Here is a 22,475-nt window from a genome sequence, read left to right on the forward strand (position 1 = left end):
CACCCAGTTGTGAAAAATTGAAAGGACGAGCCCATGGCTTACCTGAAGCGGAACTCCACCGAACGTCCCCTGCCCGTGCGGATCGGGCTCATCGGCTCGGGCTGGATGGGCGCTTTCCATGCCGAGAGCGTTGCCCGCCGGGTTCCCGGTGCCGAGCTAGCGGCCATCGCTGATCCCAACGTGGAGTCCGCCGAGGCACTGGCCTCTGTCCTGGGCGCCGGCAAGGTGACGGCCGACGCCGCCGACATCCTGGCCGACCCGGAAATCGACGCCGTGATCATCGCGAGCCCGGCGCGTTTCCACTCCTCGCTGATCGCCCAGGCCGCCGCCGCCGGAAAGCATGTGTTCTGCGAGAAGCCGGCCGGCCTGGGGCTCGAAGAGCTTGACGCCGCACTGTCCGCTGTGGAGACTGCCGGTGTGCACTTCCAGATCGGCTTCAACCGCCGGTACGCGGAGGACTTCCAGGCGGCCAAGAGGGACCTCGCCGCCGGCACCGTCGGGACGCCGCAACTGCTGCGCTCCCTGACCCGGGATCCGGGAACGGGAAGCATTCCCCACGCGGCCAGGGTCCCGGCCTGGACCGTGTTCCTGGAAACCCTGATCCACGACTTCGACACCCTGAACTGGTTCAACGAAGGCGCCGAACCGGTGGAGGTCTACGCCATTGCCGATGCCCTGGTGGAACCCGGGCTGCGCGACCAGGGCTTCCTGGACACCGCCGTCGTGACCATCCGCTACAGCAACGGTGCCATCGCGGTGGCCGAGGCGAACTTCAGCGCTCTCTACGGCTACGACATCCGTGGGGAGGTCTTCGGCTCCAAGGGCATGGTGCAGGCGGGCCGGGCCACGGAAACCGCGGCCAGCCGCTACACCGCGGACGGGATGTCAGCCGACACGCCGCGGCTTAACGTGGAGCTCTTCCGGCAGGCGTACACGGATGAGCTCGTCGATTTCGTCGATGCCGTGCGCGAGCGGCGGGACGGCCGCAGTGACAATACAGTGCCGTCGTCGACCGCGTACTCACTCACGCCCGGCGCGGCGGACGCCCGGCGCGCACTGGCGATGGCGCTGGCCTGCATCGAATCGGTCCAGCGCGGGACTCCGGTCACCGTCACTCCGGTCACCGTCAACACGGTCACCGTCAACGAGACGGCTGTCCTCTGATGCGCCTCGCCGTCTGCGCCGAGATGGTTTTCACCGAGTTGCCGTTCACGGAGCGGGTGCGCCGGATCCACGAGGCCGGCTTCGACGTCGAACTCTGGGATTCGCGGACCAAGGACATCGGCGCGCTCAAGGCCACCGGCGCGGTGTTTTCCTCAATGACCGGCTACACCGCCGGCAGCCTGGTGGATCCGGACACGGCCGATGACGTGGTGCGGACGGCAGAGTCGCTCATCCCGACCGCACTGGAGCTCGGGGTGGGCCGGATGGTGGTGCACCCGGCTGAACTTATCGACGGCCAGGCAGCCCGTCCGGTCTACCGGTCCAGCGGCCTCATGTGGTCCACCGGTGCCCGGACCCTGGAGCGGCTCGGCAAGCTCGGCGAGAAATACGGGGTGACGTTCTGCCTCGAGAACCTCAACACCATCCTTGACCACCCCGGGATCCCGCTGGCCCGCGCCAAGGACACCCTGGCGCTGGTGCAGGCCGCCGGGCACCCGAACGCCCGGCTCATGTTGGACCTCTACCATGCCCAGATGGGCGAGGGGAACCTGATCGAGCTCGTCCGGAGCGCCCTGCCGTACCTCGGCGAAATCCAGGTGGCGGATGTTCCGGGCCGCTGCGAACCCGGTACCGGGGAAATCAACTACGCTGCTGTCGCCAGGGCGCTCGCGGAGGCCGGCTACGACCGGACCGTGGGTATGGAGGCCTGGGCCAGCGGCGACAGTCATGCGGCCCTGGAGGCTTTCCGGTCGGCATTTACGGTTCCCGCACTACCCGCGAAAGCACAAGTGTGAAAGACGTCATCCTCGGACTCGCCGGGGTGGGGCGGATCGGCGTCATGCACGCCAACAATATCGCCGCGCTCAACAGTGTCCTCAATCCGCAGGGCATTAACGTCCGGCTCCGGCTCACGGACGTTGCCGAGGACCAAGCCCGGGCTATCGCGGCCGGGCTCGGTGCCGGGTTCCTGCCGTCGGTGGAGGCGCTCCTCGCTTCCGGGCTGGACGGACTCGTCATCGCCACCGGAACCGGGACCCACCCGGAGTTGATCAAGGCCGGGGTGGACTCCGGCGTCCCGGTGTTTTGCGAGAAGCCCGTCGCCCTGAACGTGGCGGACGCCCTGCCCGTGCTCGACTACATCCGGCACCGGAACGCCGTGGTCCAGATCGGGCACCAGCGCCGCTTCGACGCCGGCTACCAGGAAGCCCGGCGTGCCTACCAGGCCGGTGAACTGGGCTGGATCCACTCGCTGCGCGCCGTGACGTGCGATATGGCACCGCCGACGGTCGAATTCCTGGCCAGCTCCGGCGGGCTGTTCCGGGACTGCTCGGTGCACGATTTCGATATCCTGCGCTGGCTCACCGGCCGGGAAATCGTCGAGGTTTACGCCCGGGGCTCCAACAACGGGGACCCCGCCATCGGCGCGGCCGGCGACGTGGACACCGCCCTGGCGCTGGTGACGTTCGACGACGGCACTGTGGGTACGGTCTCGGCCACGCGGTACAACGGGGCTGGCCACGACGTGCGGCTGGAAATCCAGGGATCCCGGAGTTCGATCATGGTCGGCCTGGATGACAAAACGGCCCTGGCCTCGGCCGAAGCCGGGGTGCGGTTCCCGGCCGGCGAGCCGCACCGGACCTTCGCCGAGCGGTTTGCGGCGGCCTACCGTTCCGAGATGGCTGCCTTCGTCGAGCTGATTCTGGGCCGCCGGGACAATCCCTGCACGCCGGAAGATGCCGTGGCCGCTTCCCGCGTGGCCGACGCCGCCCAGGAATCCCTCGCGAGCGGTGTACCGGTGCGGGTAGTTCAGACCGTGGGCGGCTGAACGGACGCTCCATCCCGGGGCCGTCAAGCCGCGGTGCCGTCAGGCGCCGAAGGGCAGCCGCGGGTCGAGGTCCTGGCCGTCCCAGGTCTGGCGGATCCAGCCGTGGTGCGGGTCGTCGCTGATGAGCCAGTCGCGGACCGGGCCGGGGCCCGCCATCACGTTGAGGTAATACAAGTCGTAGCCCGGGGCTGCCATGGCAGGGCCGTGCCAGCCGTAGGGCACGAGGACGACGTCGCCGGTCCGGACTTCCGCGGAGACATCGATGGGGCGCTCGTCCGAGGCGTACACGCGCTGGTAGCCGATCGCATCGTCGGATCCCGGCCGGGCCGGAGCCCCGGGCGTCACCCGGGTCTCGAAGTAGTAGATTTCCTCGAGGCGGGTCTCGCCGGCCTTCTCCTCATCGTGCTTATGCGGGGGGTAGGAGGACCAGTTGCCAGCCGGCGTCAGGACCTCGCACACAATGAAACGGTCCGCCTCCAGCGCGGCGGGGGTCCCGAAATTGTGGACCTGGCGGGAGCAGTTGCCGGCCCCGCGCAGCTCGACCGGCGTCTCCGCGGCCGTGATCAGGCGCGTCGGGTAGGCTGCTTTGGCCGGGGCGGTGGCCACGGCGACGCGTCCGCCGTCGGCCGAATTGATGCTCACGGCCTTGCCGGTCCCCGTGTAGAGGACGTCGCTGGGGCCGCCGAAGACGCTGTCCCGGCCGGCCAGCCGGTACTCCTCGCCGTCGACGGACACCGTGAAGGACCCGTTGAGCGGGACTACGATGCGTTCCTCGTCCGCGGCTGGAAGTTCGACGGCGGCCGCGGCCCGCAGTGTGGCCACCTTCAGCCCGGTGTGGGCCCAGCCCTCCACCTCCAGGGTGGAATCGGAGGTGCCCAGGGATACGTCCCAGGTGCCTTGGGCGGCGGTGCCGAGCGGATAGACCCAGTTGGCCATGAGTTCAGCCCTTTCGTTGTCGCGACGGTGGAAGGCGCGGGTGGACGGGGGAGCGGTGCGGAGGGGGACCAGATGTGCAGTGCCGAGGCGCGCAAGGCCCAACGGCATGCGCTGTCGCCTGTCGCCTGGCGCTGGCGGCCCTAGCGCTGGACCAGCGTCATTTCGAAGCTGTAGGAATCCGCGCGGTAGACGTGGTGGCCGGTCTCCACCTGGCGCCCGGTGTCGTCCACGGCCGTGCGCTCCATGGTGACAAGGGCCGAGCCGGGGGTGGTGTCCAGCAGGGTCGCCTGGTAGTCGTTGGCGATCATGGCGCCGATCCGCTGTGAGGCGAGCCGGAAGTTCACGCCGCCGTTGCGGAGGATCGCGTAGAGGCCTTGTGAGCCCAGGAGCGCTTCGTCGATGGGGGTGATGTCGTCGCGGACCCAGTTCTCCATCAGCGCCAGCGGTTTTCCGCCGACCTTCCGGAGCCGGGTGAAATGGTAGACCTTCGAGCCCGCGGGAATCTGGAGTGCTGCCCGGGTGGCGGCGTCGGCCTCATCGTGGGAGAAGCTCAACACCTCCGTGGTGGGCTTGCTGCCGTTGTTGCTGAGGTCGTCGAAGAGGCTGGACAGCTCAAGGGGGCGCCGGACCTGGCTGGAGACGACCTGGGTGCCGACGCCGCGCTTGCGCACGAGCAGTCCGGAGCGGACCAGCTCGTCCATGGCCTTGCGCATGGTGGGGCGGGAGAGGTTCAGCTGTGCGGCAAGGTCAATCTCGTTGTCGAGACGGCTGCCGGGGGGAAGGATCCCGCCGTGGATCGCGGCCTCGATGCCCTGGACCACCTGGTGGTAGAGCGGCACCGGTGAGGACCGGTCGATGTTGAGATTAAGTTGATTCGCCACTTTTTGCATAACCACTGTTGAAGCGCTCCCTCGTGCCCCGGACCCGGGCCCAAGCAGGGCGGCGGGTCACATTCTCCGGCATATGTTCGCTTGATAGGACATACTGCCTAAGTTCATACTAGCAGGGCCGCTAGGTGCTGGGGAGAGCTGCGACACACCTCAACGAAGGCGCGGAACGGGGCCAGCCGTTCTCCTGCCGGCAGTTCCAGGGCCTCGGGATGCCACTGCACAGACGCCACCCAGCGCTCCGGGTCTTCCAGCGCCTCCACCGTCCCGTCCCCGGCTACCGCTGTCACCACGAGCCCAGCGGCCACCCGCGCGACAGCCTGGTGATGGCCGGAGGCAATCTTAACAGCGCCGGGGGTCCAGGTCGCCGCCGCCTGGAAGGACGACGCCGTCGAGCGACTCAAGCGGCTCTCCGGGCGCCGTGAGCAGCACCGGGTCGCCGCCGCCGTCGCGCACCAGGTCCACGATGTAGTCGAAGAGCGCATTGGCCTCCGCCACCCGGGAATCCGGGGCTGCGGAACTGCTGAGCCGCACGGGAATCCCGATGCGGGGACGTCTGCTGCGGGGGAGGGGCGGAGTTTGCATGATTTATTCTGCACCACAACTGACGCGTCACAGCGCAGGTCTAGGATTGCCGGATGACCAACAGATATCTCGTGTCCCGCAGCCGCTTCATCGCGGCCGCCCCGGAAGCCATCTTTGACGTGCTCGCCAACCCCGCCCTGCACAGCGTGATCGACGGTTCCGACACCGTGAAGGGCGCCCAGCCGCGCGGCCCCGAGCGGCTCGCCCTCGGTGCGAAGTTTGGCATGGAAATGAACATCAAGATGGACTACAAGATTCTCAACACGGTTTGCGAGTTTGAGGAGGGCCGACGGATCGCGTGGCGGCACTTCGGCGGCCATGTCTGGCGCTACCTGCTGGAGCCTGCGGCCGACGACGCCGGCAACCCGGGCACTCTCGTCACCGAGCAGTGGGACGCACGGGAAGTGCGTGCCAGGATCCTCCTGCGCCTGGCCGGTTACGTCCGGCGCCACCCGGCCAACATCGAGCAGACCCTGGCCAAGCTGGACGCCTACATGGATTCCGAAGCCGCACCAAGCACCGGGTCCGGCGCCGCCCCGGACCACACGCGCTAGGGCCCGACTGATGAGCGCTGCCCGCAGCCTGCACGCCAGTCCGCGCACGCTGGAGGTCGAAAGCCTGGACAGCTTCGACCGGCTGGTTGCGGGCGGGGCGACGTCGCTGCAGGGCTGGCATGTCCAGTCCCTTGACCTGCGGGGCCGGGCGGCGCAGCTCAGAGCCGTGCATCCGCAGGGCGGAATTTTCCTCGGCTGCACTTTCGACGGCGGCGTGGAGGAGTCGCTGCGCAGCCGCGGCGCCCTGATCTTTCCTAAGCTCGACGCGGTGCCGTTCAACCCGTACCGCGGGCAGCTGTACACCCCGCAGGAACTGTACGAAGGGATCTCCGACTCCCGCTATGAGGACACTCCGGATGCCAAGGTGTACCAGTGGAGCATCCGGCCGGGACAGCGCCACCGCCTGGACGCCACCCTGGCCGCGGCCTTGCACGACCACGCGATCGGTGATGCCCTCGAGGAGCTGACCCGCTCGGAACTCTGCACCGGCCGGACCATGGTGGGCGTGATGGGCGGACACGCGGCCACCCGCGGTTCGGCAGTCTACGACCAGGCTGCCCTCCTGGGAAGGCTCCTGGCCCGGGACGGCCGGGTCGTCGCCACCGGCGGTGGTCCGGGCGCCATGGAGGCCGCCAACCTCGGCGCCTACCTGAGCAACGCCGCGGAGCCTGACGTCCGGCAGGCATTGGCGGATCTCGCTGCCGTCCCGGGGTTCCGGCCCTCCGTCTCGGCGTGGGCACGCGCCGCGGCCGCCGTCGTCGAACGCCATCCGGAAGGTACGCCGTCGCTGGGGATTCCCACCTGGTTCTACGGACACGAGCCGCCCAACTTCTTCGCCACCCACATTGCCAAGTACTTCGCGAACTCCATCCGCGAGGCCATTCTGCTGGAGCTGTGCACCGGCGGCATTGTTTTCCTGCCTGGTTCCGGGGGTACGGTGCAGGAAATCTTCCAGGACGCGTGCGAGAACTACTATGGCGCGCCCGAAACCATCACGCCGATGGTGCTGGTGGGGCAGGAGCACTGGCTTCGGCGCTACCCGGCATGGCCCCTCCTCCAGAGCCTTGCCGCAGGCCGGGGGATGGAGAACCGGATCTTCCTGGTAGACACCGTGGAGCAGGCTCTCGCCGTCCTGGACGGATAAGCGGGTCAGGACCTAAGCTACCGCGGCGCCGAAAGCCAGGCCCAGCAGGTACGTCACGCCTGCCGCGCCCATGCCGATGGCCAGCTGGCGCAGGCCCCGGGAGGTGGGCGAGGTGCCGGACAGGAGTCCCACGACGCCGCCGGTGAACAGCAGTGCCAGACCCACCAGGCCGGCGGACACCGCCAGCGCCGCGATGCCGGTCATGCCCATTACGAACGGCAGGATCGGAACAATGGCCCCGGAGGCGAAGAAGCAGAAGCTCGACGCCGCCGCGCTCCAGGCGGTGCCGACGGCTTCGTGTTCGTCATGGGCCTCCGGAAGGTCCGGTTGCAGCGAGAGGCTGGGATCGCAGTCGCAGTCACGCAGACCCATCCGCTCCGCAACGCGGTGCTCGGCCGCTTCCCGCGACATGCCGCGGGCCAGATAGACCAGCAGGAGTTCGTTGTGCTCGATGTCCAGTGAGGGTGCTACGGCCAGGGTGATCTGGGTGGGGCGCGTCGCGTCGAGGAGTTCGCGCTGGGATCGCACGGAAATGAATTCGCCGGCGCCCATGGACAGCGCCCCGGCCAGCAGCCCGGCGACACCGCTGAGGAGGACCACGGAGCTGGCCACGCCGGAGGCGGCCATACCCATCACGAGGGAGAGGTTGCTGACCAGCCCGTCATTCGCGCCGAAAACGGCCGCGCGGAAGGTGCCGGCCAGCCGGTTGCGGCCCCGGGTGGCGAGCCCGCGCACCACTTCCTCGTGGATCTGTTCGTCGGCGACCATCGCCGGGGTGGCCGAGGGGTCGCTGGCGTACGGTGAACGGCTTTCGGCCCGCTGGGCGAGCGCCAGCACGAAGACCGAGCCGAAGTGGCGGGCCAGGAAGCCCAGGAACTGGCTGCGGAGCGAGGCCGGGCGGGAACGGCCGGCGTGGTCGCCGAGCAGTTGCAGCCAGTGCGCCTCGTGGCGTCCCTCGGCGTCGGCCAGGGCGAGCAGAATCGCCCGCTCCTCACCGGAGCGGTTCTGGGCGAGGTCGCGGTAGACGGCGGCCTCGGCCCGCTCGTCGGCAAGGTACTGCCGCCACCGCTTGATGTCTGCAGGGCTTGGCCCCCCAGCGGGCTCCGCGGCGTGAGCTGCAGCCGGATGGGCTTCGGCGCGGGGCCCGGGGCGGCGGTCACGGCCGGGTTCGCGGGAATGGGGTTCAGAGTTGAAGGGGTCAGATGGGGCGTGCTGGGACACGGAAGCTCCTGGGCTTGAAAGGGCATGGTTCGGCCCCGTTGCGCATCCAGCGTACCCCGTCATTCCGCGGATTTTCGGCTGGTATTCCTCAGTGCGGAGTTTAGGCAAACCGTAAAAAGCGCCGGCGCCGAGGAGCGGTTGCCGGCCGCTGGAATCCCATGGGGCGGGACTCTTGACCACCAGGGTGCGCGGTGTTCGAATGAGAGCCAGGGCGGGCTCCGCGGAGCCCTTGCCATCACCCCGCCACACGGAGGTTGCAGCATGGACACCACGGGTTCACGTCCAAACCAGCCAGCCAACGATTCCCTCGAATCCGATCCCGCCTACGACTACGCTGAGGACGCGCCCGTCGGTGACGCCGCCGGAACCGAGGAGGAAGAGCTCTTCGAAGAGGCAGAGCGGCTGGTTCCGCTGGGCGAGGAGGATTTCCTGGGCGAGGAGAAACCGGTGGCCACCCTGGAAGGCGAAGAATTCGTGGAGCCGGAGGAAGGCGAATAGCGGTCCCGGACCACTGACCGCACGGGAGGCTTAAACGCCCGACGGCGACGCCCCCGAAGTGGGGAGCGCCGCCGTCGGGCGTTCAGCTTCGCGCTAGTGGGTCAGGGCGGGAGCCTGTTCTTCCTCCACGGCACCGCCGGCAACCCTGCGGTGCCAGTTGGCCATGACCGCGGGATCCGTTGGCTTAGTCAGCAGGGACACCGCGATGTAAACCGCCGCTGATGCCAGCAGCCCGTAGTAGATGGGTTCGTTGGCGTAGATCCCGTCCAGGGGAACCTCGGCGTTGATTTCCAGGATGATCATGGTGCCGAGGGTGATGACCGAGCCCACCGCCATCGAGGCAGCTGCGGCGGCGCCGGTGCCGCGCTTCCAGACGAGGCCGCCGAGGATGGCGACCAGGAGCCCGCCGACGAGAATGTCGTAGGCGATGGTGAGGGCCGCGACCACGTCTTTGGTGATGATGGCGATGACAATCGCGACGACGCCGAGCCCCAGGACCCACATGCGGTTGGCCCGGACGTCGTGTTCCGGGTTGTCGGTATCGGCGGTGTTGATGTTCTTGCCGAACCAGCTGGCGACGAAGGGCAGCACATCGGCGCGGGCCACCGTGGCGGCGGCAATCAAGGCGCCGGAGGCGGTGGACATCATGGCGGCGACGGCGGCGGCCAGCACCAGGCCGCCGATGCCGATCGGCAGGAGGTTGGTGGCCACTTCGGCGTAGACAACGTCCTTGCCGAGGGCCTTGACGTCGATGTCCGGCAGCGCGACGCGGGCGCCCAGACCGATCAGGGCGCCGGCAGCGCCGTAAAGAATGCAGTAAATGCCGGCGGTGGCGCCGCCCCAGCGGGCCACGGTGGGGGTCTTGGCGGTGAAGACGCGCTGCCAGATGTCCTGGCCGATCAGCAGGCCCAGGGTGTAGACGACGAAGTACGTGATGATCGTCTGGACACCGATGCCGTCAATCTGGAAAAAGCTGGCATCCACTCGGCTGCGGATCCCGTCGAGGCCGCCGGCGGCGTTGAGGGTGAACGGCAGCATCAGGGCAAAGATGCCGACCGTTTTGATGACGAACTGGACCTGGTCAGCCAGGGTGATCGACCACATGCCGCCGATCGTCGAGTAGACCAGGACGATGGCGCCGCCGATGGCGATGGCAAGCGCCCGGTCCCAGCCAAAGAGCACCACAAAAATGGTGGCGTAGGCGCCGGTGGAGGTGGCGCAAAGCATCAGCGTGTAGGCGAGCATCACGATGCCCGAGGTCTGGGTGGCGTTGCTGCCGTAGCGCAGGCTCAGCATCTGGGAAACGGTGTAGATCTTCAGCTTCTGGATGGTGCTGGCGAAGAGCAGGCTGAGAAGGAGCACGCCGGCACCGATCGCGACGACGAGCCACATGCCGGAGATGCCGAATTTGTAGCCGAGGCCTACGCCGCCTACGGTGGAGGCGCCACCGAGCACGACGGCAGCCATGGTCCCGGTGTAGAGGAACGGTCCGAGGCGGCGGCCGGCGACGAGGAAGTCGCTGTTGTTCTTGGTGCGGGACTTACCCCACCACCCGAAGGCCAGCATGGCGGCCAGGTACACCACCACGATGGCGATGTTAACGAAACTTGCGTCCATTGGGGGCTCCTTGGAGCTGTTCGGAGCAGGGCTGAACCTGGCGGCACACATGCGGAGTCCGGGATCCAACTGCTTTTGAAGGGTAGGGAACGTTATGCCGGTGGCAGCGTGCCGCGGGTGGGGAGCGCTGCCGCACTAGCGGCGGCTATTGCCTAATAGGCAACACTTGTTGCCAAAGATTAGATGTGATCTCTGTAACAGTCAAGACGCATGACGCGTCGGGGGCAGATCCGGGGTCCCGGAGATGCCGTCCCGCTAGTATGGCTCCAACGATGGGGCCAAGCGGCCGGCCGTGAAAGGTTCCAAAAAATGAAGGCTCTACCAGTTGAACCGAGCAACGTTCCCGTTGCCATCGGTTCCCGGATCCGCGCCGCCCGGCAGTCCCAGCGGCTCACCATCGAACAGGTTGCCGACGCCACCGGTCTGACCAAGGGTTTCCTCAGTCGGGTGGAACGGGACCTTACCTCTCCGTCGGTCGCCTCCCTGGTCACGCTGTGCCAGGTGCTCTCCATCTCCATTGGTGATCTCTTTGCCGCCCCGGAGACCCATCTCACCAAGAAGAACGAGGGCCCGCGGATCTCGCTCGGTGGCGAAGGCATTGTGGAACGGCTGCTCACCGCGCGCTCGGAGCGCCGGGTCCAGATCATCCAGGCCGTGATCGAGCCCCGTGGCCGCGGCGAATCGGAGCTCTACGCCGTCGACTGCGACGTCGACGTGCTGCATGTGGTCAAGGGCAGCATCCGGCTGATCCTCACGAACGAGGAATTCGAGCTCCACGCCGGGGACACCGTCACCTTCCCCGGCCGCGAGCCGCACACCTGGGTCAACCCTACGGATGCCGCCGTCGAGGTCCTCTGGGTCCTGGTCCCCGCCGCGAGCCGTTAGATTCCTCGGCGTGGCCGCGGCTGCGTTCCTTCCCGGCTGACCACCGCCGCGCCGGCTGCAGGAGGCGGCAGACCCGCGCTCCTGCCCGGATACTTGCCTGTGGAACGCCGTCGGTGGTGTTGAAACCCCGGAATTCCGCAGTCGCCCGAAGAAGGGCGGGGGGTAGCCGGTCGGGGCCGAGGCGCCTGAGGCTTATTTGTAAACATTTGATGCACAAGAGGCAACTTCGAGTGTATGATGGCTGTCACACCCGTCGGTCAATCCTCGAAGGAGAGGCTTTCTTTTGGAAGAGCTGCGCATCGAGGCCAATGGCAACCTTGGCCCCATCGATTCATCCCGCATTCCCCGCTACGCGGGAGCCGCCACCTACGCGCGGCTGCCCCGGCTGGACCAGGTCGCCAAGGCGGACGTGACGGTGGTGGGCGTGCCCTTCGATTCGGGCGTCTCCTACCGTCCCGGCGCCCGCTTCGGATCCAACCACATCCGCGAGGCGAGCCGGCTGTTGCGTCCGTACAACCCGGCCTGGGACGTCAGCCCCTTCGAAAACATCCAGGTGGCCGACGCCGGCGACATGGCCGTGAACCCCTTCAATATCAATGAAGCGATCGAGACCATCCAGCAGAACGCCCTGGACCTGAGCGCTTCCGGCAGCAAGCTGCTGACTCTGGGCGGGGACCACACCATCGCCCTGCCTCTGCTCCGTGCCGCTGCCGAACGCGCCGGTGAGCCGGTCGCTATGCTGCACTTTGATGCCCACCTGGACACCTGGGACACCTACTTCGGCGCCGAGTACACCCACGGCACCCCCTTCCGCCGTGCCGTCGAGGAAGGCATCCTGGACACCGAAGCCATCAGCCACATCGGCACCCGCGGCCCGCTGTACGGCAAGAAGGACCTCGACGACGACCACCGTTTCGGCTTCGGCATCGTCACCTCCGCCGACGTCTACTACCAGGGCGTGCTGGAAACCGTCGCCAAGGTCCGTGACCGGATCGGCAACCGTCCGCTGTACATCTCCGTGGACATCGACGTCCTGGACCCCGCGCACGCCCCCGGCACCGGAACCCCCGAGGCCGGCGGGCTCACCAGCCGTGAACTGCTGGAGATTCTCCGCGGCTTCCGCGGCATGAACCTGGTTGGGGCCGACGTCGTTGAGGTCGCCCCTGCGTACGATCACGCGGACATCACCGGCGTGGCCGCCAGCCACGTCGCTTACGAACTGGTGACCTTGATGGCGGACCGTGCGGTGGACGGGGACCGCTTCGGTGCGCCGAACGGTTACGCTGCGCAGGCACTCGGCCAGGATTCCCGCCGTCCGGCAGGGTTCGCGGCCTCCGCGGCCCAGCGGGTGGAGAGCGAAAAGTCCCGGTGACGGGCGTCCGCAACGGCGGCGACCTCGTCGTCGAAACCCTCGAAGCCCTTGGCGCCAAAACGGTCTTCGGCATCCCCGGCCAGCACGCCCTGGGTCTTTTCGACGCCATGGGCCGCGGCAACCTGCACTTCGTTTCCTCCCGGGTGGAAAACAATTCGGCTTTCGCCGCCGACGGCTACTCGCGCGCCACGGGCGAAGTGGGCGTCCTCTTCCTCTCCACCGGCCCCGGCGCCCTGACGTCGCTGGCCGGCCTGCAGGAGGCCTACGCCACCGGCGTCCCCATGGTGGTGATCGCGAGCCAGATCCCGCTCGAAGGACTCGGTGCGCGGCGCAAGGGCATGCTGCACCAACTCGATGACCAGAAGGCCTCGGCCGCCAACGTCACCAAGAGCCAGCGGCTGATTCAGCACGCCTCCGGCATTCCGTCCGCCATCCAGGACGCCTGGACGGAGGCCATTTCCTCGCCGCAGGGCCCCGTTTGGCTGGAAATCCCGCAGAACGTGCTGCTGGATCCCATCATGGTGCCACCGGTGGAGGACGCACTCGCCGAGGCGGCCGACAACCCGCCCCGGATCGAACTGGTCCGCGAGGCCGTGAAGTGGCTTTCGTCGGCGGAACGCCCCGCCATCATCGCCGGCGGCGGCGCACGCCGCGGCCGGGCGGAGGCATCGTTGCTCTCCATTGCGGAGAAGCTGCGCGCTCCGGTGATCTGCACGCCCGGCGGCAATGGCGCGTTCCCGTGGAACCACGAGCTCTCGCTGCAGGCCTGGATTGAGGACCAGCACATGACGGAGCTGCTCGAGGACGCCGACGTGCTGGTGGTGATCGGGTCCTCGCTGGGGGAAGTCACGTCCAACTACTTCACCTTTACGCCGCGGGGCCGGATCATCCAGATCGACGCCGAACCGCGCGTCCTCGAATCCAACCGCCCCGGCCTGGGGATCCGGGCGGACGCCGGCCAGGCGCTCGCCGACCTCGACGCGGCGCTCGACGCCGCCCTGACCGAGCCGCACGGAGCAGGCGCAGGCTGGCACGGCACCCCGCCCGAGACGCTGGTCAAGGAAACCCTGGCCAAGGTCAAGGCCCGGCTGGAATCCCAGGACCTCAGCAAAGAGCTGAAGTTCATGGCTGACATCCGGGACGCCGTTCCCGCCGCCATGCAGACCTTCTGGGACATGACGATCTCGGCCTACTGGGCCTGGAGCTGCTGGGACGCCCGCCAGGGCCAGTTCCACTCCGCCCAGGGCGCCGGCGGGCTGGGCTTCGGTTTTCCCGCCGCGATCGGCGGCGCCGTCGGCCTGGAAACCACGGGCACGCCCGGCAGTTCCGCCCGGGTGCTGGCCGTCTCCGGCGACGGCTCGGCGATGTACTCCATCTCCGAACTCGCCACGGCCAAGCAGCACAATGTGCCGGTCACCTGGCTGATCGTGGACGACGGCGGCTACGGCATCCTGCGTGAGTATATGGTGGGCGCCTTCGGCACGGCTACGGCCACGGAACTCTCACGCCCCGATTTCGTCAAGCTCGCCGAGGCCTTCGGCGTTCCTGCGGTCCGGGTTGCCCCCGAGGATGTCGGGGACGCGCTCAAGGCGGGGTTCGCGGCGGACGGCCCGAACGTCGTCGTGGTCGAAACGCTGCTGAAAATGTTTGCGCCCACCCATCTGGGGGAGCAGGCAGGACCGGTCGTCGGCGGATAGAGCCGAGCCGCCACCACTGCATCATTGCTGCGCGGACCGCCGGGCCGGACCTTCTTTCGAAGGTCCGGCCCGGCGGTCCGCGTTTGGCGTATCTGCCGCAATTCCGGCCGCGCACACCGCTCCGGACCCTCCCCCCAAAAGGTTTAGTTTCCCGAAGTAACCAATTTAGGTATATAGTTGCCTTGGGCAAGCAATCAAAGGAGTGTCCTTCCGTGTCAGTGGAATCCAATGCCGCAGCCAAACTCGTGTACCAGATCTTTGACCTCCAACGCGCTGTCCGGTGCGTTGCCGCCGCCAATGTGCGGGGGCAGGACACCGGTGTAGCACTGCAAGGCGTCTTGCGCTTTGTGGGTGAGGGCGAGTCCCGGGCCACCCACCTCGCTGAACGGCTTGGCGTCAGTGCGCCGGTCCTCAGCCGGCACATCGCCGACCTCGAGGAACACGGCTACGTCATCCGCCGGCCGGACCCCGACGACGGCCGGGCCCAATTAATCGCTTTGTCAGTCTCCGGGGCGCAGAAACTGCGCGTCATCGAGGACCACCGCACGGCGACCCTCCAGGCCCTGCTGCAGGACTGGAGCGAGGATGACGTCGAAGTTACGGCGGGCGTCCTCAAGAAACTTGCTGAGTCCCTCAGGACGTCAGCCCGGGCAACGACGGCCGGACCCGCACACACGACCGAAATTGTTGAGGAGTAGAAATATGGCCAGCCACGCCGCCGCCACAGGGCCGTCCCCGGCCCCGACGGACAAGAAGCCAGGGGCACCCCGCGCATCCCAACCCGCCGCGGAGCCCACGGAAATGACCCACCGGCAGATCATGGAAGCGCTCACCGGGCTGTTGGCGGCCTTCTTCACCGCCATTCTCAGCAGCACGATCGTGGCGAATGCGCTCCCCACCATCATGTCCGAGCTCAAGGGAACCCAGACCGACTTCGCCTGGGTCATAACGGCCGCCCTCCTGGCCAACGCTGCCACCACCCCCATTTGGGGCAAACTGGCCGACCTTTTCAACAAGAAGGTCCTGGTCCAGCTCAGCATCGTCATCTTCGTGGCCGGCTCGGTCATGGCCGGCCTGTCCGAGACCATCCCGCTGCTGCTCACCGCCCGGGTCATCCAGGGCATCGCGATGGGTGGCCTCACCGCCCTGGCCCAAGCCATCATCGGCTCAATGATCCCGCCGCGCGACCGCGGCAAGTACTCCGGCTACATGGGCGGCGTGATGGCCGTCGGCACAGCCGGCGGCCCCCTCCTGGGCGGCTTCATCGTGGACAGCCCCCTGGGCTGGCGGTGGACGTTCTTCGTCTGCGTTCCGCTCGCCGTCGTGGCACTGATCCTGCTGCAGGTGACCCTGAAGATCAAACACGTCAAGCGGCCGGCCAAAATCGACTGGCTCGGTTCCATCCTGCTGACCTCCGGCGTCAGCCTGCTGCTGATCTGGGTCTCCTTCGCCGGCAACCCGGACTACTACGACTGGTGGTCCTGGCAGACAGTAGTCATGGTGGGCGGCGGCGTTGCCCTGCTGGCCCTGCTGGTCCTGGTGGAATCCAAGGTGGCCCAGCCGATCATTCCGCTGAACATCATTTCCGAGCGGACCACGGCCCTGGCGATCCTCGCTTCGGTGGCCGTCGGCGTGGGCATGTTCGGCTCCTCCACCTTCCTCGGCCAGTACTACCAGGTGGCCCGCGGCGCCAGCCCCACGGAAGCCGGCCTGCTGACCCTGCCCATGATCGCGGGCAACCTGATCGGTTCCGTCGCATCCGGCCTGCTGATCAGCCGCACCGGCAAATGGAAGCGGTACCTGGTGGCCGGCGCCGTCCTGCTCATCGGCGGGCTGGGCCTGGCAGGCAGCATGGACCACACCACCGAACTCTGGATGACCGGTACCTACACAGCCATCCTGGGCGTCGGGCTGGGCCTGCTGATGCAGAACCTCGTTCTCGCCGTCCAGAACACGGTCCAGGCCAAGGACATCGGCACTGCCAGTGCCTCTGTGGCCTTCTTCCGGTCCGTCGGCGGCGCGATCGGTGTCTCGGTGCTGGGCGCCGTCCTGGCCAACCGGGTCAAAGCCCTCGTGATCGAGAAGCTCGCCGCCTCCGGCGCCCCGGCGCCGGCAGGATCCTCCGCAGCCACCATGGACCTGAACGACATGCCGGCACCGCTCCGTGACATCATGCGGGCGGCTTACGGCGACGCAATCGCCGAGGTCTTCCTGATCTCGGCCATCGTTGGCCTGGTGGCGCTGGTAGCTGTCCTGCTGATCAAGGAACGTCCGCTGCGCCGCACTGTCGACATCCGGCCTGAACCTGCCGAAAACGCCGGAAACGTTGCCTTCGAGACCACACCGGCCGCCGGCCGCGTCCCGAGCTCGGCCGGCACCGCCGGAGTCGGGGCCGCCACGGCTGCCCCATCTGCAGCCGGCACCGGAGCCGGCAGCGGCACCGGGACCGTGGATTTGGACCGGGAATTTCTCGAGGTGCTCAGCCGGCAACACGCCGAATCCCACGGCCCGGACGCCGCCCGCCCGGAGGCCGGCGTGAGTTCCGGGCCGGGGGAGTCCGACGGCCACCGGGCGGTCGAGAGGGAAAGTGCCCGGCAACGGTCCCGCACCCTCGTCGCCGCGGACCGGCCTGACGTGGCCGACGTCGTCCCCGTGCTGCTCCAGACCCAGCAGTTGCTGGCGCAGCAGCAACTTCAGCTCGTGGCGGCGATCCGGGCGGTCAACGAACAAGCTGCACAGCAGCGGGAAATTGCTGCCCACCAGGCACGCACTGCCGAGGAGCTCACAGCGTTGGGCCGCCAGCTGGCCAAGCAGCGCAAGCTCCAGCGCGCTGCTGCGGATTACATCGCCACGCACGGGCGGCACCGGACAGAGTAAGCGGCAGTACAGGACCGGCAGCAACCAACGCCGGGAACAGCACGCAGCACTGCCCGGGCGGCCGCCTCCACCAGGCGGCCGCCCTTGGCGTCAGCAGTGCAACCGACTTTTTTGCCTCCGATATTCCGCCGAGGCGCGACGTTTCGTAGAGTTGGAACGCTATGGCTGTCAGCCCCGTCTGCTACTACTGGGTGCACCGGGTTGAAGATTCCTCTTCCGGCTCTGTTCCAGCCTCAACTATTCGTTCGTCCTAAGGACTCGTGGGCATGCTCGTCACCCTCATACGGCGCTACTCCAAGCCGTATATGCCATACATCGTTGCAGTCATCTTCTTCCAACTCGCCTCCACCATCGCAGCGCTGTATCTCCCCAGCCTGAACGCCCAGATCATCGACGAGGGCGTTTCGCGCGGCGACACGGATTACATCTGGCGGACCGGCGGCGTGATGCTCGGCGTAGCCCTCGTGCAGGTCGTCACCGCGATCGCCGGGGTTTACTTCGGTTCGAAGGCTGCCATGGCATTCGGCCGTGACCTGCGCCGCGGCGTGTTCCGCAAAGTCACCAGCTTCTCCGCCAAGGACGTCAACGTTTTCGGCGCCCCTACCCTCATCACCCGGGGCACTAACGATGTCCAGCAGGTGCAGATGCTCATGCTGCTGGGCCTGAACTTCATGGTGGCCACGCCCATCATGTGCATCGGCGGCATCTTCATGGCCCTGCGTGAGGACCTCAACCTGTCCTGGCTGGTCTGGGTGTCCGTGCCGCTGCTGGCAGTAGTGGTGGGCTACCTGGTGGTCCGGCTGATGCCCCTCTTCCGGTCCATGCAGACGAAAATCGACCGGCTCAACGGCATCCTCCGGGAGCAAATCATCGGCATCCGCGTGGTCCGCGCGTTCGTGCGCGAGCCGCATGAAGCCGAGCGCTTCGGCGCCGCGAATAAGGAACTCACCGACGTCTCGCTTAAGATCGGCGCCTTGTTCGTGCTGATGTTCCCCGCAATCGGCATGATCCTGCACATCTCCACCGCGGCCGTGCTCTGGTTCGGCGGCCAGCGGGTGGACGCCGGGGAAATGCAGGTCGGCTCCCTGACGGCGTTCCTGCAGTACCTGCTTCAAATCCTGATGGCCGTCATGATGGGCACCTTCATGGCCATGATGATTCCCCGCGCCACCGTGTGCGCGGACCGCATCGGTGAGGTGCTCGACGTCGAACCCTCCATCCACGAGTCGGCCACCCCGGTCACGCCGGCCAGGAAGGCCGGCCGAGTCGAGTTCCGCAACGTCTCCTTCGCCTACCCCGGTGCCGAGGCACCGGTGCTGAGCGGCATCAGCTTCACTGCCGAACCCGGGCAGACCGTGGCGATTATCGGCTCCACCGGCGCCGGCAAGACGTCCCTGCTGTCCCTGCTGCCCCGCCTGTACGACGCCGCCTCGGGGGAGGTGCTGCTCGACGGCGTTCCCGTCACCAACCTGGACCGCGCCGAGATCACCCAGCGCGTGGCCATGGTGCCGCAGCGGCCCTACCTGTTCTCGGGAACCATCGAGCACAACCTGCGCTTCGGCAAGACGGAGGCCACCGACGAGCAGCTCTGGGACGCCCTGACCGTGGCCCAGGCGGCCGGCTTTGTACGCGAGAAGAAAAACGGCCTCGGCTCACGGATTTCCCAGGGCGGCACCAACGTCTCCGGCGGCCAGCGCCAGCGCCTGTGCATCGCCCGGGCCCTCGTCACCGAACCCAAGGTGTTCCTCTTCGATGACTCCTTCTCCGCCCTCGACGTCGCCACCGACGCCCGGCTCCGCCGTGCACTCAAAGCGAAAACCGCTGACGCCACCGTGATCATCGTCGGCCAGCGCGTGTCCACGATCGCCGACGCCGATCAGATCCTGGTGCTCGACAAGGGCCGGATCGTGGACCGCGGCACACATGGTGAATTGTTGCAGAGCTCCAGTACCTACCAGGAAATTGTTGAATCCCAGCTGACCGCGGAGGCCGTGGCATGAGCACCAACCCAAAAGGTACCCGCCCTCCGAAGGCCAGCGGGATGACCGCTACCGGCGCCGCGGCCGCCGGCCCCACCGCAACGAGCGCCGCGGCCACCGAACCGGACGAAGACTTCTACGAAGAGGAGTTCGTCCCCGGTGAGGCCGACGGCGGTATGTTCGGCAGCGTGCCCGCGAAGAAACCCCAGCACTTCTGGCCCTCCGCGAAGCGGCTAATGAGCCTACTGAAACCCGAACGCGCCGGCATCACCGCCGTGCTCGCGATGGTGACGGTCGCCGTCGTCCTCAACGTAGTGGCGCCGCGAATCCTTGGCCAGGCGATGGACGTGATCTTCAGTGGAGTTGTCGGCAAACAGTTGCCCTCCGGCGGATCCAAAGAGCAGTTCGTCGAGGGCCTCCGGGCCCAGGGCCAGGACAACTTCGCGGACATGCTGGCCAGAATGAACGTTATCCCTGGCGCCGGCATCGACTTTCAAAAACTCGCGTTCCTGATCAGCGTGGTCCTGGTGATGTACTTCGTCGCCAACATCTTCCTCTGGCTGCAGGGTTACGTCCTGAACGTCCTGGTCATGCGGGTGGTCCGCCAACTGCGCGACGACACCGAGAAGAAGCTCAACAGGCTTCCGCTGAACTACTTCGACACCCGCCAGCGCGGCGACATCCTCTCCCGGGTCACCAACGACGTCGACAACATCCAGCAGGCGCTACAACAGGCCTTCGCGCAGCTCGTGAATTCGGCCCTGACGGTCATCGGCATTGTCATCATGATGTTCATCGTGTCCTGGCAGCTGGCCCTGATCGCCCTCGTGGCGTTGCCGCTCTCCGCAGTGGCTGCCGGCATCATCGGATCCCGCAGCCAGAAGCTCTTCGCAGCGCAGTGGAAAAACACCGGAGAGCTCAACGGCCAGATCGAAGAGTCCTTCTCCGGCCACGACCTGGTCCGGGTCTTCGGCCGCGACGCCGACATGCTGGCCCGCTTCGACGAGCGGAACGAGGCGCTCTACCAGGCGAGTTTCGGGGCGCAGTTTGTGTCCGGAATGATCATGCCGGTCATGCAGTTCGTGTCCTACCTCAGCTACGTCGGTATCGCCGTCGTCGGCGGCCTGCGCGTTGCCTCCGGCGCGATGAGCCTGGGCGACGCCACCGCGTTCATCCAGTACTCGCGCGAATTCACCCAGCCGCTGGGGCAGATGGCGGGCATGGCCAACATGCTGCAGTCCGGGGTCGCGTCCGCGGAGCGGGTCTTTGAGTTCCTCGACGCCGACGAACAGGACGCCGAGACGGCCACCGAAACGTTGCCGGCCAAGACTGACGGGCACGTTCAGTTCCGGCATGTCACCTTCAGCTACACCCCGGACAAACCGCTGATTGAGGACCTCTCGTTCAACGCCGAGCCCGGGCATACCGTCGCCATCGTCGGCCCCACCGGCGCCGGAAAGACCACCCTGGTGAACCTCGTCATGCGCTTTTATGAACTGCAGGGCGGCAGCATCACCCTGGACGGGGTGGACATCACCCAGTTGAGCCGCGCTGAACTTCGGTCCAAGGTGGGCATGGTGCTGCAGGATGCCTGGCTGTTCGGCGGCACCATTTACGACAACATCCGTTACGGCAAGCTCGATGCCACCGAGGAACAGGTGATGGAGGCGGCCCGGGCCACCTTCGTGGACCGCTTCGTCCGCGCCCTCCCGGAGGGTTACAACACCATCATCGACGAGGAAGGCAACAACGTCAGCGCCGGCGAGAAGCAGTTGATCACCATTGCCCGTGCCTTCGTCGCCAACCCCTCGCTGCTGATCCTGGACGAGGCCACCAGCTCGGTGGACACCCGCACCGAAGTGCTCGTCCAGAAGGCGATGGCCGCCCTGCGTACGGACCGCACGAGCTTCGTCATTGCCCACCGTCTCTCCACCATCCGCGACGCCGACACCATCCTGGTGATGGAGGCCGGCCGGATCGTGGAGCAGGGAGCGCACGCACAGCTGTTGGAGATGAAGGGCGCTTATTACCGCCTGTACATGTCCCAGTTCGCTGGCGAAGACGCCGACCCGGCCTTTTCGGAAAACACGGCAGACGATGCGACGGCGGTACGCAGCTGAGCGCCGCCGGCACCGCGCCCGAGTCCCGGCGCATCGAGGTGCAGATCCCGATGCGCTGGGGCGACATGGACGCCTACGGCCATATCAACAACGTCCAGATCGTTCGCATTCTGGAGGAAGCCCGCATCGCAGCGTTCGGGCCGCCGCGCGGTTCGGGGTTGCCCGGAGTGGAGCCCCCGGCGCCGCTCTTCAGCGAGGTCCCGGACGGGACCCTCGCATTGATCGTCGAGCACAGGATCCGCTATGTCCGAACCCTCGAGTACCGGAACATGCCGGCTGTCGTGCAGTTGTGGGTTGGAGCCATCAAGGGCGCCAGCTTCGACATCCACTACCTGGTGCAGGACCCTGTCACGCAGGAGGACTGCGTCCGGGCCACCAGTCACCTGGCCTTCGTCGACGAGGCCACCGGACGGGTGCAGCGGCTGACTCCGGAGCAGAAAGCTACGCTTAGCCGCTTCACGCCGGTTCCGGCGCAGACAGCCCAACCGGTCCCATCGCCTCTATCTGCTGCCACCGAACATCCCTAAACTGATCCCTTTACGGGCAGTCTGCCCGGCAATGAGGAACCAAGCTCAGAGTCAACAAGCGAGGACACATCATGGCAAACAAACGTGCGAAGAACGCCCGGAAGAAGACCTGGAAGGAACTCTCGCCCATGGCGAAGTTCGGCACCATCACAGCCGCCGCCGTTCAGATTTCACTGCTGATCGCGGCGCAGCGGGACATTTCACGCCGCCCGGCCGAGGAGATCCGTGGCGGCAAATTGCTGTGGCGGCTGGCCACCCTGGTCAACTTCGTCGGTCCGGGCAGCTACTTCACCTTCGGGGTTAAGCGGTCGGAGACCAAGTAGTGGCCCGTTTGAGGTGCCGTTAGCTGGCTTCCTGTTCTCCGGAGCCGGATCCGGCGGGCAGATGGCCCATGGAGCGCTTTCTCGGGCTTCCCGGGGTTGTTGGCGACATGCCACCGGAAGGTCCTTGCCGCCGGGTGGGGATGCTACCTAAGTCACGTCTGCGTATCGCTGGTTGGGTCCCCGTGTAGAAGTCCAGTTGCTCCGGGTCCCTCTTGGTGGACCGGCTATATGTGAGAGGTGGATAGTGACTTCGAGGAGGTCATG

At 67.0% G+C, this 22,475-nt stretch carries 21 protein-coding genes; 15 read left to right on the forward strand and 6 right to left on the reverse strand.

Annotated elements, in window-relative coordinates:
- The first annotated feature begins 33 nt into the window (after positions 1-33).
- From RCH15_RS11820 to RCH15_RS11830, 3 genes are read left to right on the forward strand one after another with little or no spacing between them, the layout of a single operon-like run.
- Positions 34-1,164 carry a Gfo/Idh/MocA family oxidoreductase gene (locus tag RCH15_RS11820; protein WP_326960855.1) on the forward strand — a complete coding sequence of 377 codons (1,131 nt, stop codon included), beginning with the start codon at positions 34-36 and terminating at the stop codon, positions 1,162-1,164.
- Positions 1,164-1,958, forward strand: a complete 795-nt coding sequence (locus RCH15_RS11825) for a TIM barrel protein (protein WP_326960856.1) — start codon at positions 1,164-1,166, stop codon at positions 1,956-1,958. The genes RCH15_RS11820 and RCH15_RS11825 overlap by 1 nt, the downstream gene beginning before the upstream one ends.
- Entirely contained in the window at positions 1,955-2,989 is a 1,035-nt protein-coding gene (locus tag RCH15_RS11830; RefSeq protein WP_326960857.1) for a Gfo/Idh/MocA family oxidoreductase, read from the forward strand. Before RCH15_RS11825 ends, RCH15_RS11830 begins: the two co-directional genes overlap by 4 nt.
- A gap of 39 nt (positions 2,990-3,028) precedes the next feature.
- Here RCH15_RS11830 and iolB read toward each other — a convergent pair whose 3' ends face one another.
- The 4 genes from iolB to RCH15_RS11850 form a co-directional block, all read right to left on the reverse strand.
- Complete coding sequence (gene iolB / locus RCH15_RS11835) at positions 3,029-3,925, reverse strand: 5-deoxy-glucuronate isomerase (protein WP_326960876.1); 897 nt, start codon at positions 3,923-3,925, stop codon at positions 3,029-3,031.
- A gap of 140 nt (positions 3,926-4,065) precedes the next feature.
- Complete coding sequence (locus RCH15_RS11840; RefSeq protein ID WP_326960858.1) at positions 4,066-4,806, reverse strand: GntR family transcriptional regulator; 741 nt, start codon at positions 4,804-4,806, stop codon at positions 4,066-4,068.
- Between the two features lie 113 nt (positions 4,807-4,919).
- Positions 4,920-5,120: a gamma-glutamyl-gamma-aminobutyrate hydrolase family protein gene (locus RCH15_RS11845; protein WP_326960859.1), complete on the reverse strand. Its 201-nt coding sequence runs from the start codon at positions 5,118-5,120 to the stop codon at positions 4,920-4,922.
- A gap of 34 nt (positions 5,121-5,154) precedes the next feature.
- Positions 5,155-5,397, reverse strand: coding sequence for a hypothetical protein (locus RCH15_RS11850; RefSeq protein WP_326960860.1), 243 nt, complete (start codon positions 5,395-5,397; stop codon positions 5,155-5,157).
- Between the two features lie 53 nt (positions 5,398-5,450).
- On the opposite strand from RCH15_RS11850, the gene RCH15_RS11855 reads away from it, so the two are divergent.
- Together RCH15_RS11855 and RCH15_RS11860 are read left to right on the forward strand one after the other, a co-directional pair.
- Complete coding sequence (locus tag RCH15_RS11855) at positions 5,451-5,951, forward strand: SRPBCC family protein (RefSeq protein WP_326960861.1); 501 nt, start codon at positions 5,451-5,453, stop codon at positions 5,949-5,951.
- A 10-nt stretch (positions 5,952-5,961) separates the two neighbouring features.
- Complete coding sequence (locus RCH15_RS11860) at positions 5,962-7,095, forward strand: LOG family protein (protein ID WP_326960862.1); 1,134 nt, start codon at positions 5,962-5,964, stop codon at positions 7,093-7,095.
- A gap of 12 nt (positions 7,096-7,107) precedes the next feature.
- On the opposite strand, the gene RCH15_RS11865 is transcribed toward RCH15_RS11860, so the two are convergent.
- Entirely contained in the window at positions 7,108-8,316 is a 1,209-nt protein-coding gene (locus RCH15_RS11865) for a VIT1/CCC1 transporter family protein (protein WP_326960863.1), read from the reverse strand.
- Positions 8,317-8,577: 261 nt separating this feature from the next.
- On the opposite strand from RCH15_RS11865, the gene RCH15_RS11870 reads away from it, so the two are divergent.
- Positions 8,578-8,814 (forward strand): hypothetical protein, encoded by a 237-nt coding sequence (locus RCH15_RS11870; protein WP_326960864.1) that lies wholly within the window; start codon positions 8,578-8,580, stop codon positions 8,812-8,814.
- Between the two features lie 93 nt (positions 8,815-8,907).
- On the opposite strand, the gene RCH15_RS11875 is transcribed toward RCH15_RS11870, so the two are convergent.
- Positions 8,908-10,431 carry a sodium:solute symporter gene (locus RCH15_RS11875; protein ID WP_326960865.1) on the reverse strand — a complete coding sequence of 508 codons (1,524 nt, stop codon included), beginning with the start codon at positions 10,429-10,431 and terminating at the stop codon, positions 8,908-8,910.
- Between the two features lie 309 nt (positions 10,432-10,740).
- On the opposite strand from RCH15_RS11875, the gene RCH15_RS11880 reads away from it, so the two are divergent.
- The 9 genes from RCH15_RS11880 to RCH15_RS11920 all read left to right on the forward strand — a co-directional run bounded on the left by RCH15_RS11880 (position 10,741) and on the right by RCH15_RS11920 (position 22,211).
- Positions 10,741-11,316 carry a helix-turn-helix domain-containing protein gene (locus tag RCH15_RS11880; RefSeq protein WP_326960866.1) on the forward strand — a complete coding sequence of 192 codons (576 nt, stop codon included), beginning with the start codon at positions 10,741-10,743 and terminating at the stop codon, positions 11,314-11,316.
- Between the two features lie 283 nt (positions 11,317-11,599).
- Positions 11,600-12,688, forward strand: coding sequence for an agmatinase (gene speB / locus RCH15_RS11885; RefSeq protein WP_326960867.1), 1,089 nt, complete (start codon positions 11,600-11,602; stop codon positions 12,686-12,688).
- On the forward strand, positions 12,685-14,385 hold the full coding sequence (locus RCH15_RS11890; protein WP_326960868.1) for a thiamine pyrophosphate-binding protein: 1,701 nt from the start codon (positions 12,685-12,687) through the stop codon (positions 14,383-14,385). The genes speB and RCH15_RS11890 overlap by 4 nt, the downstream gene beginning before the upstream one ends.
- A 212-nt stretch (positions 14,386-14,597) precedes the next feature.
- Positions 14,598-15,083, forward strand: a complete 486-nt coding sequence (locus RCH15_RS11895; protein WP_326960869.1) for a MarR family winged helix-turn-helix transcriptional regulator — start codon at positions 14,598-14,600, stop codon at positions 15,081-15,083.
- Between the two features lie 4 nt (positions 15,084-15,087).
- Positions 15,088-17,262 (forward strand): MDR family MFS transporter, encoded by a 2,175-nt coding sequence (locus RCH15_RS11900; protein ID WP_409017122.1) that lies wholly within the window; start codon positions 15,088-15,090, stop codon positions 17,260-17,262.
- A gap of 266 nt (positions 17,263-17,528) precedes the next feature.
- The gene (locus RCH15_RS11905) at positions 17,529-19,262 is read left to right on the forward strand and encodes an ABC transporter ATP-binding protein (protein ID WP_326960870.1); all 1,734 of its coding nucleotides are present in this window, start codon (positions 17,529-17,531) and stop codon (positions 19,260-19,262) included.
- Between the two features lie 41 nt (positions 19,263-19,303).
- The gene (locus RCH15_RS11910) at positions 19,304-21,361 is read left to right on the forward strand and encodes an ABC transporter ATP-binding protein (RefSeq protein WP_409017130.1); all 2,058 of its coding nucleotides are present in this window, start codon (positions 19,304-19,306) and stop codon (positions 21,359-21,361) included.
- Between the two features lie 50 nt (positions 21,362-21,411).
- Positions 21,412-21,888: an acyl-CoA thioesterase gene (locus RCH15_RS11915; RefSeq protein ID WP_326960871.1), complete on the forward strand. Its 477-nt coding sequence runs from the start codon at positions 21,412-21,414 to the stop codon at positions 21,886-21,888.
- Positions 21,889-21,959: 71 nt separating this feature from the next.
- Positions 21,960-22,211, forward strand: coding sequence for a hypothetical protein (locus tag RCH15_RS11920; protein ID WP_326960872.1), 252 nt, complete (start codon positions 21,960-21,962; stop codon positions 22,209-22,211).
- Positions 22,212-22,475 lie beyond the last annotated feature (264 nt).

Source organism: Arthrobacter sp. MP_M4, from assembly GCF_035984855.1.
Classification (GTDB): Bacteria; Actinomycetota; Actinomycetes; order Actinomycetales; family Micrococcaceae; genus Arthrobacter.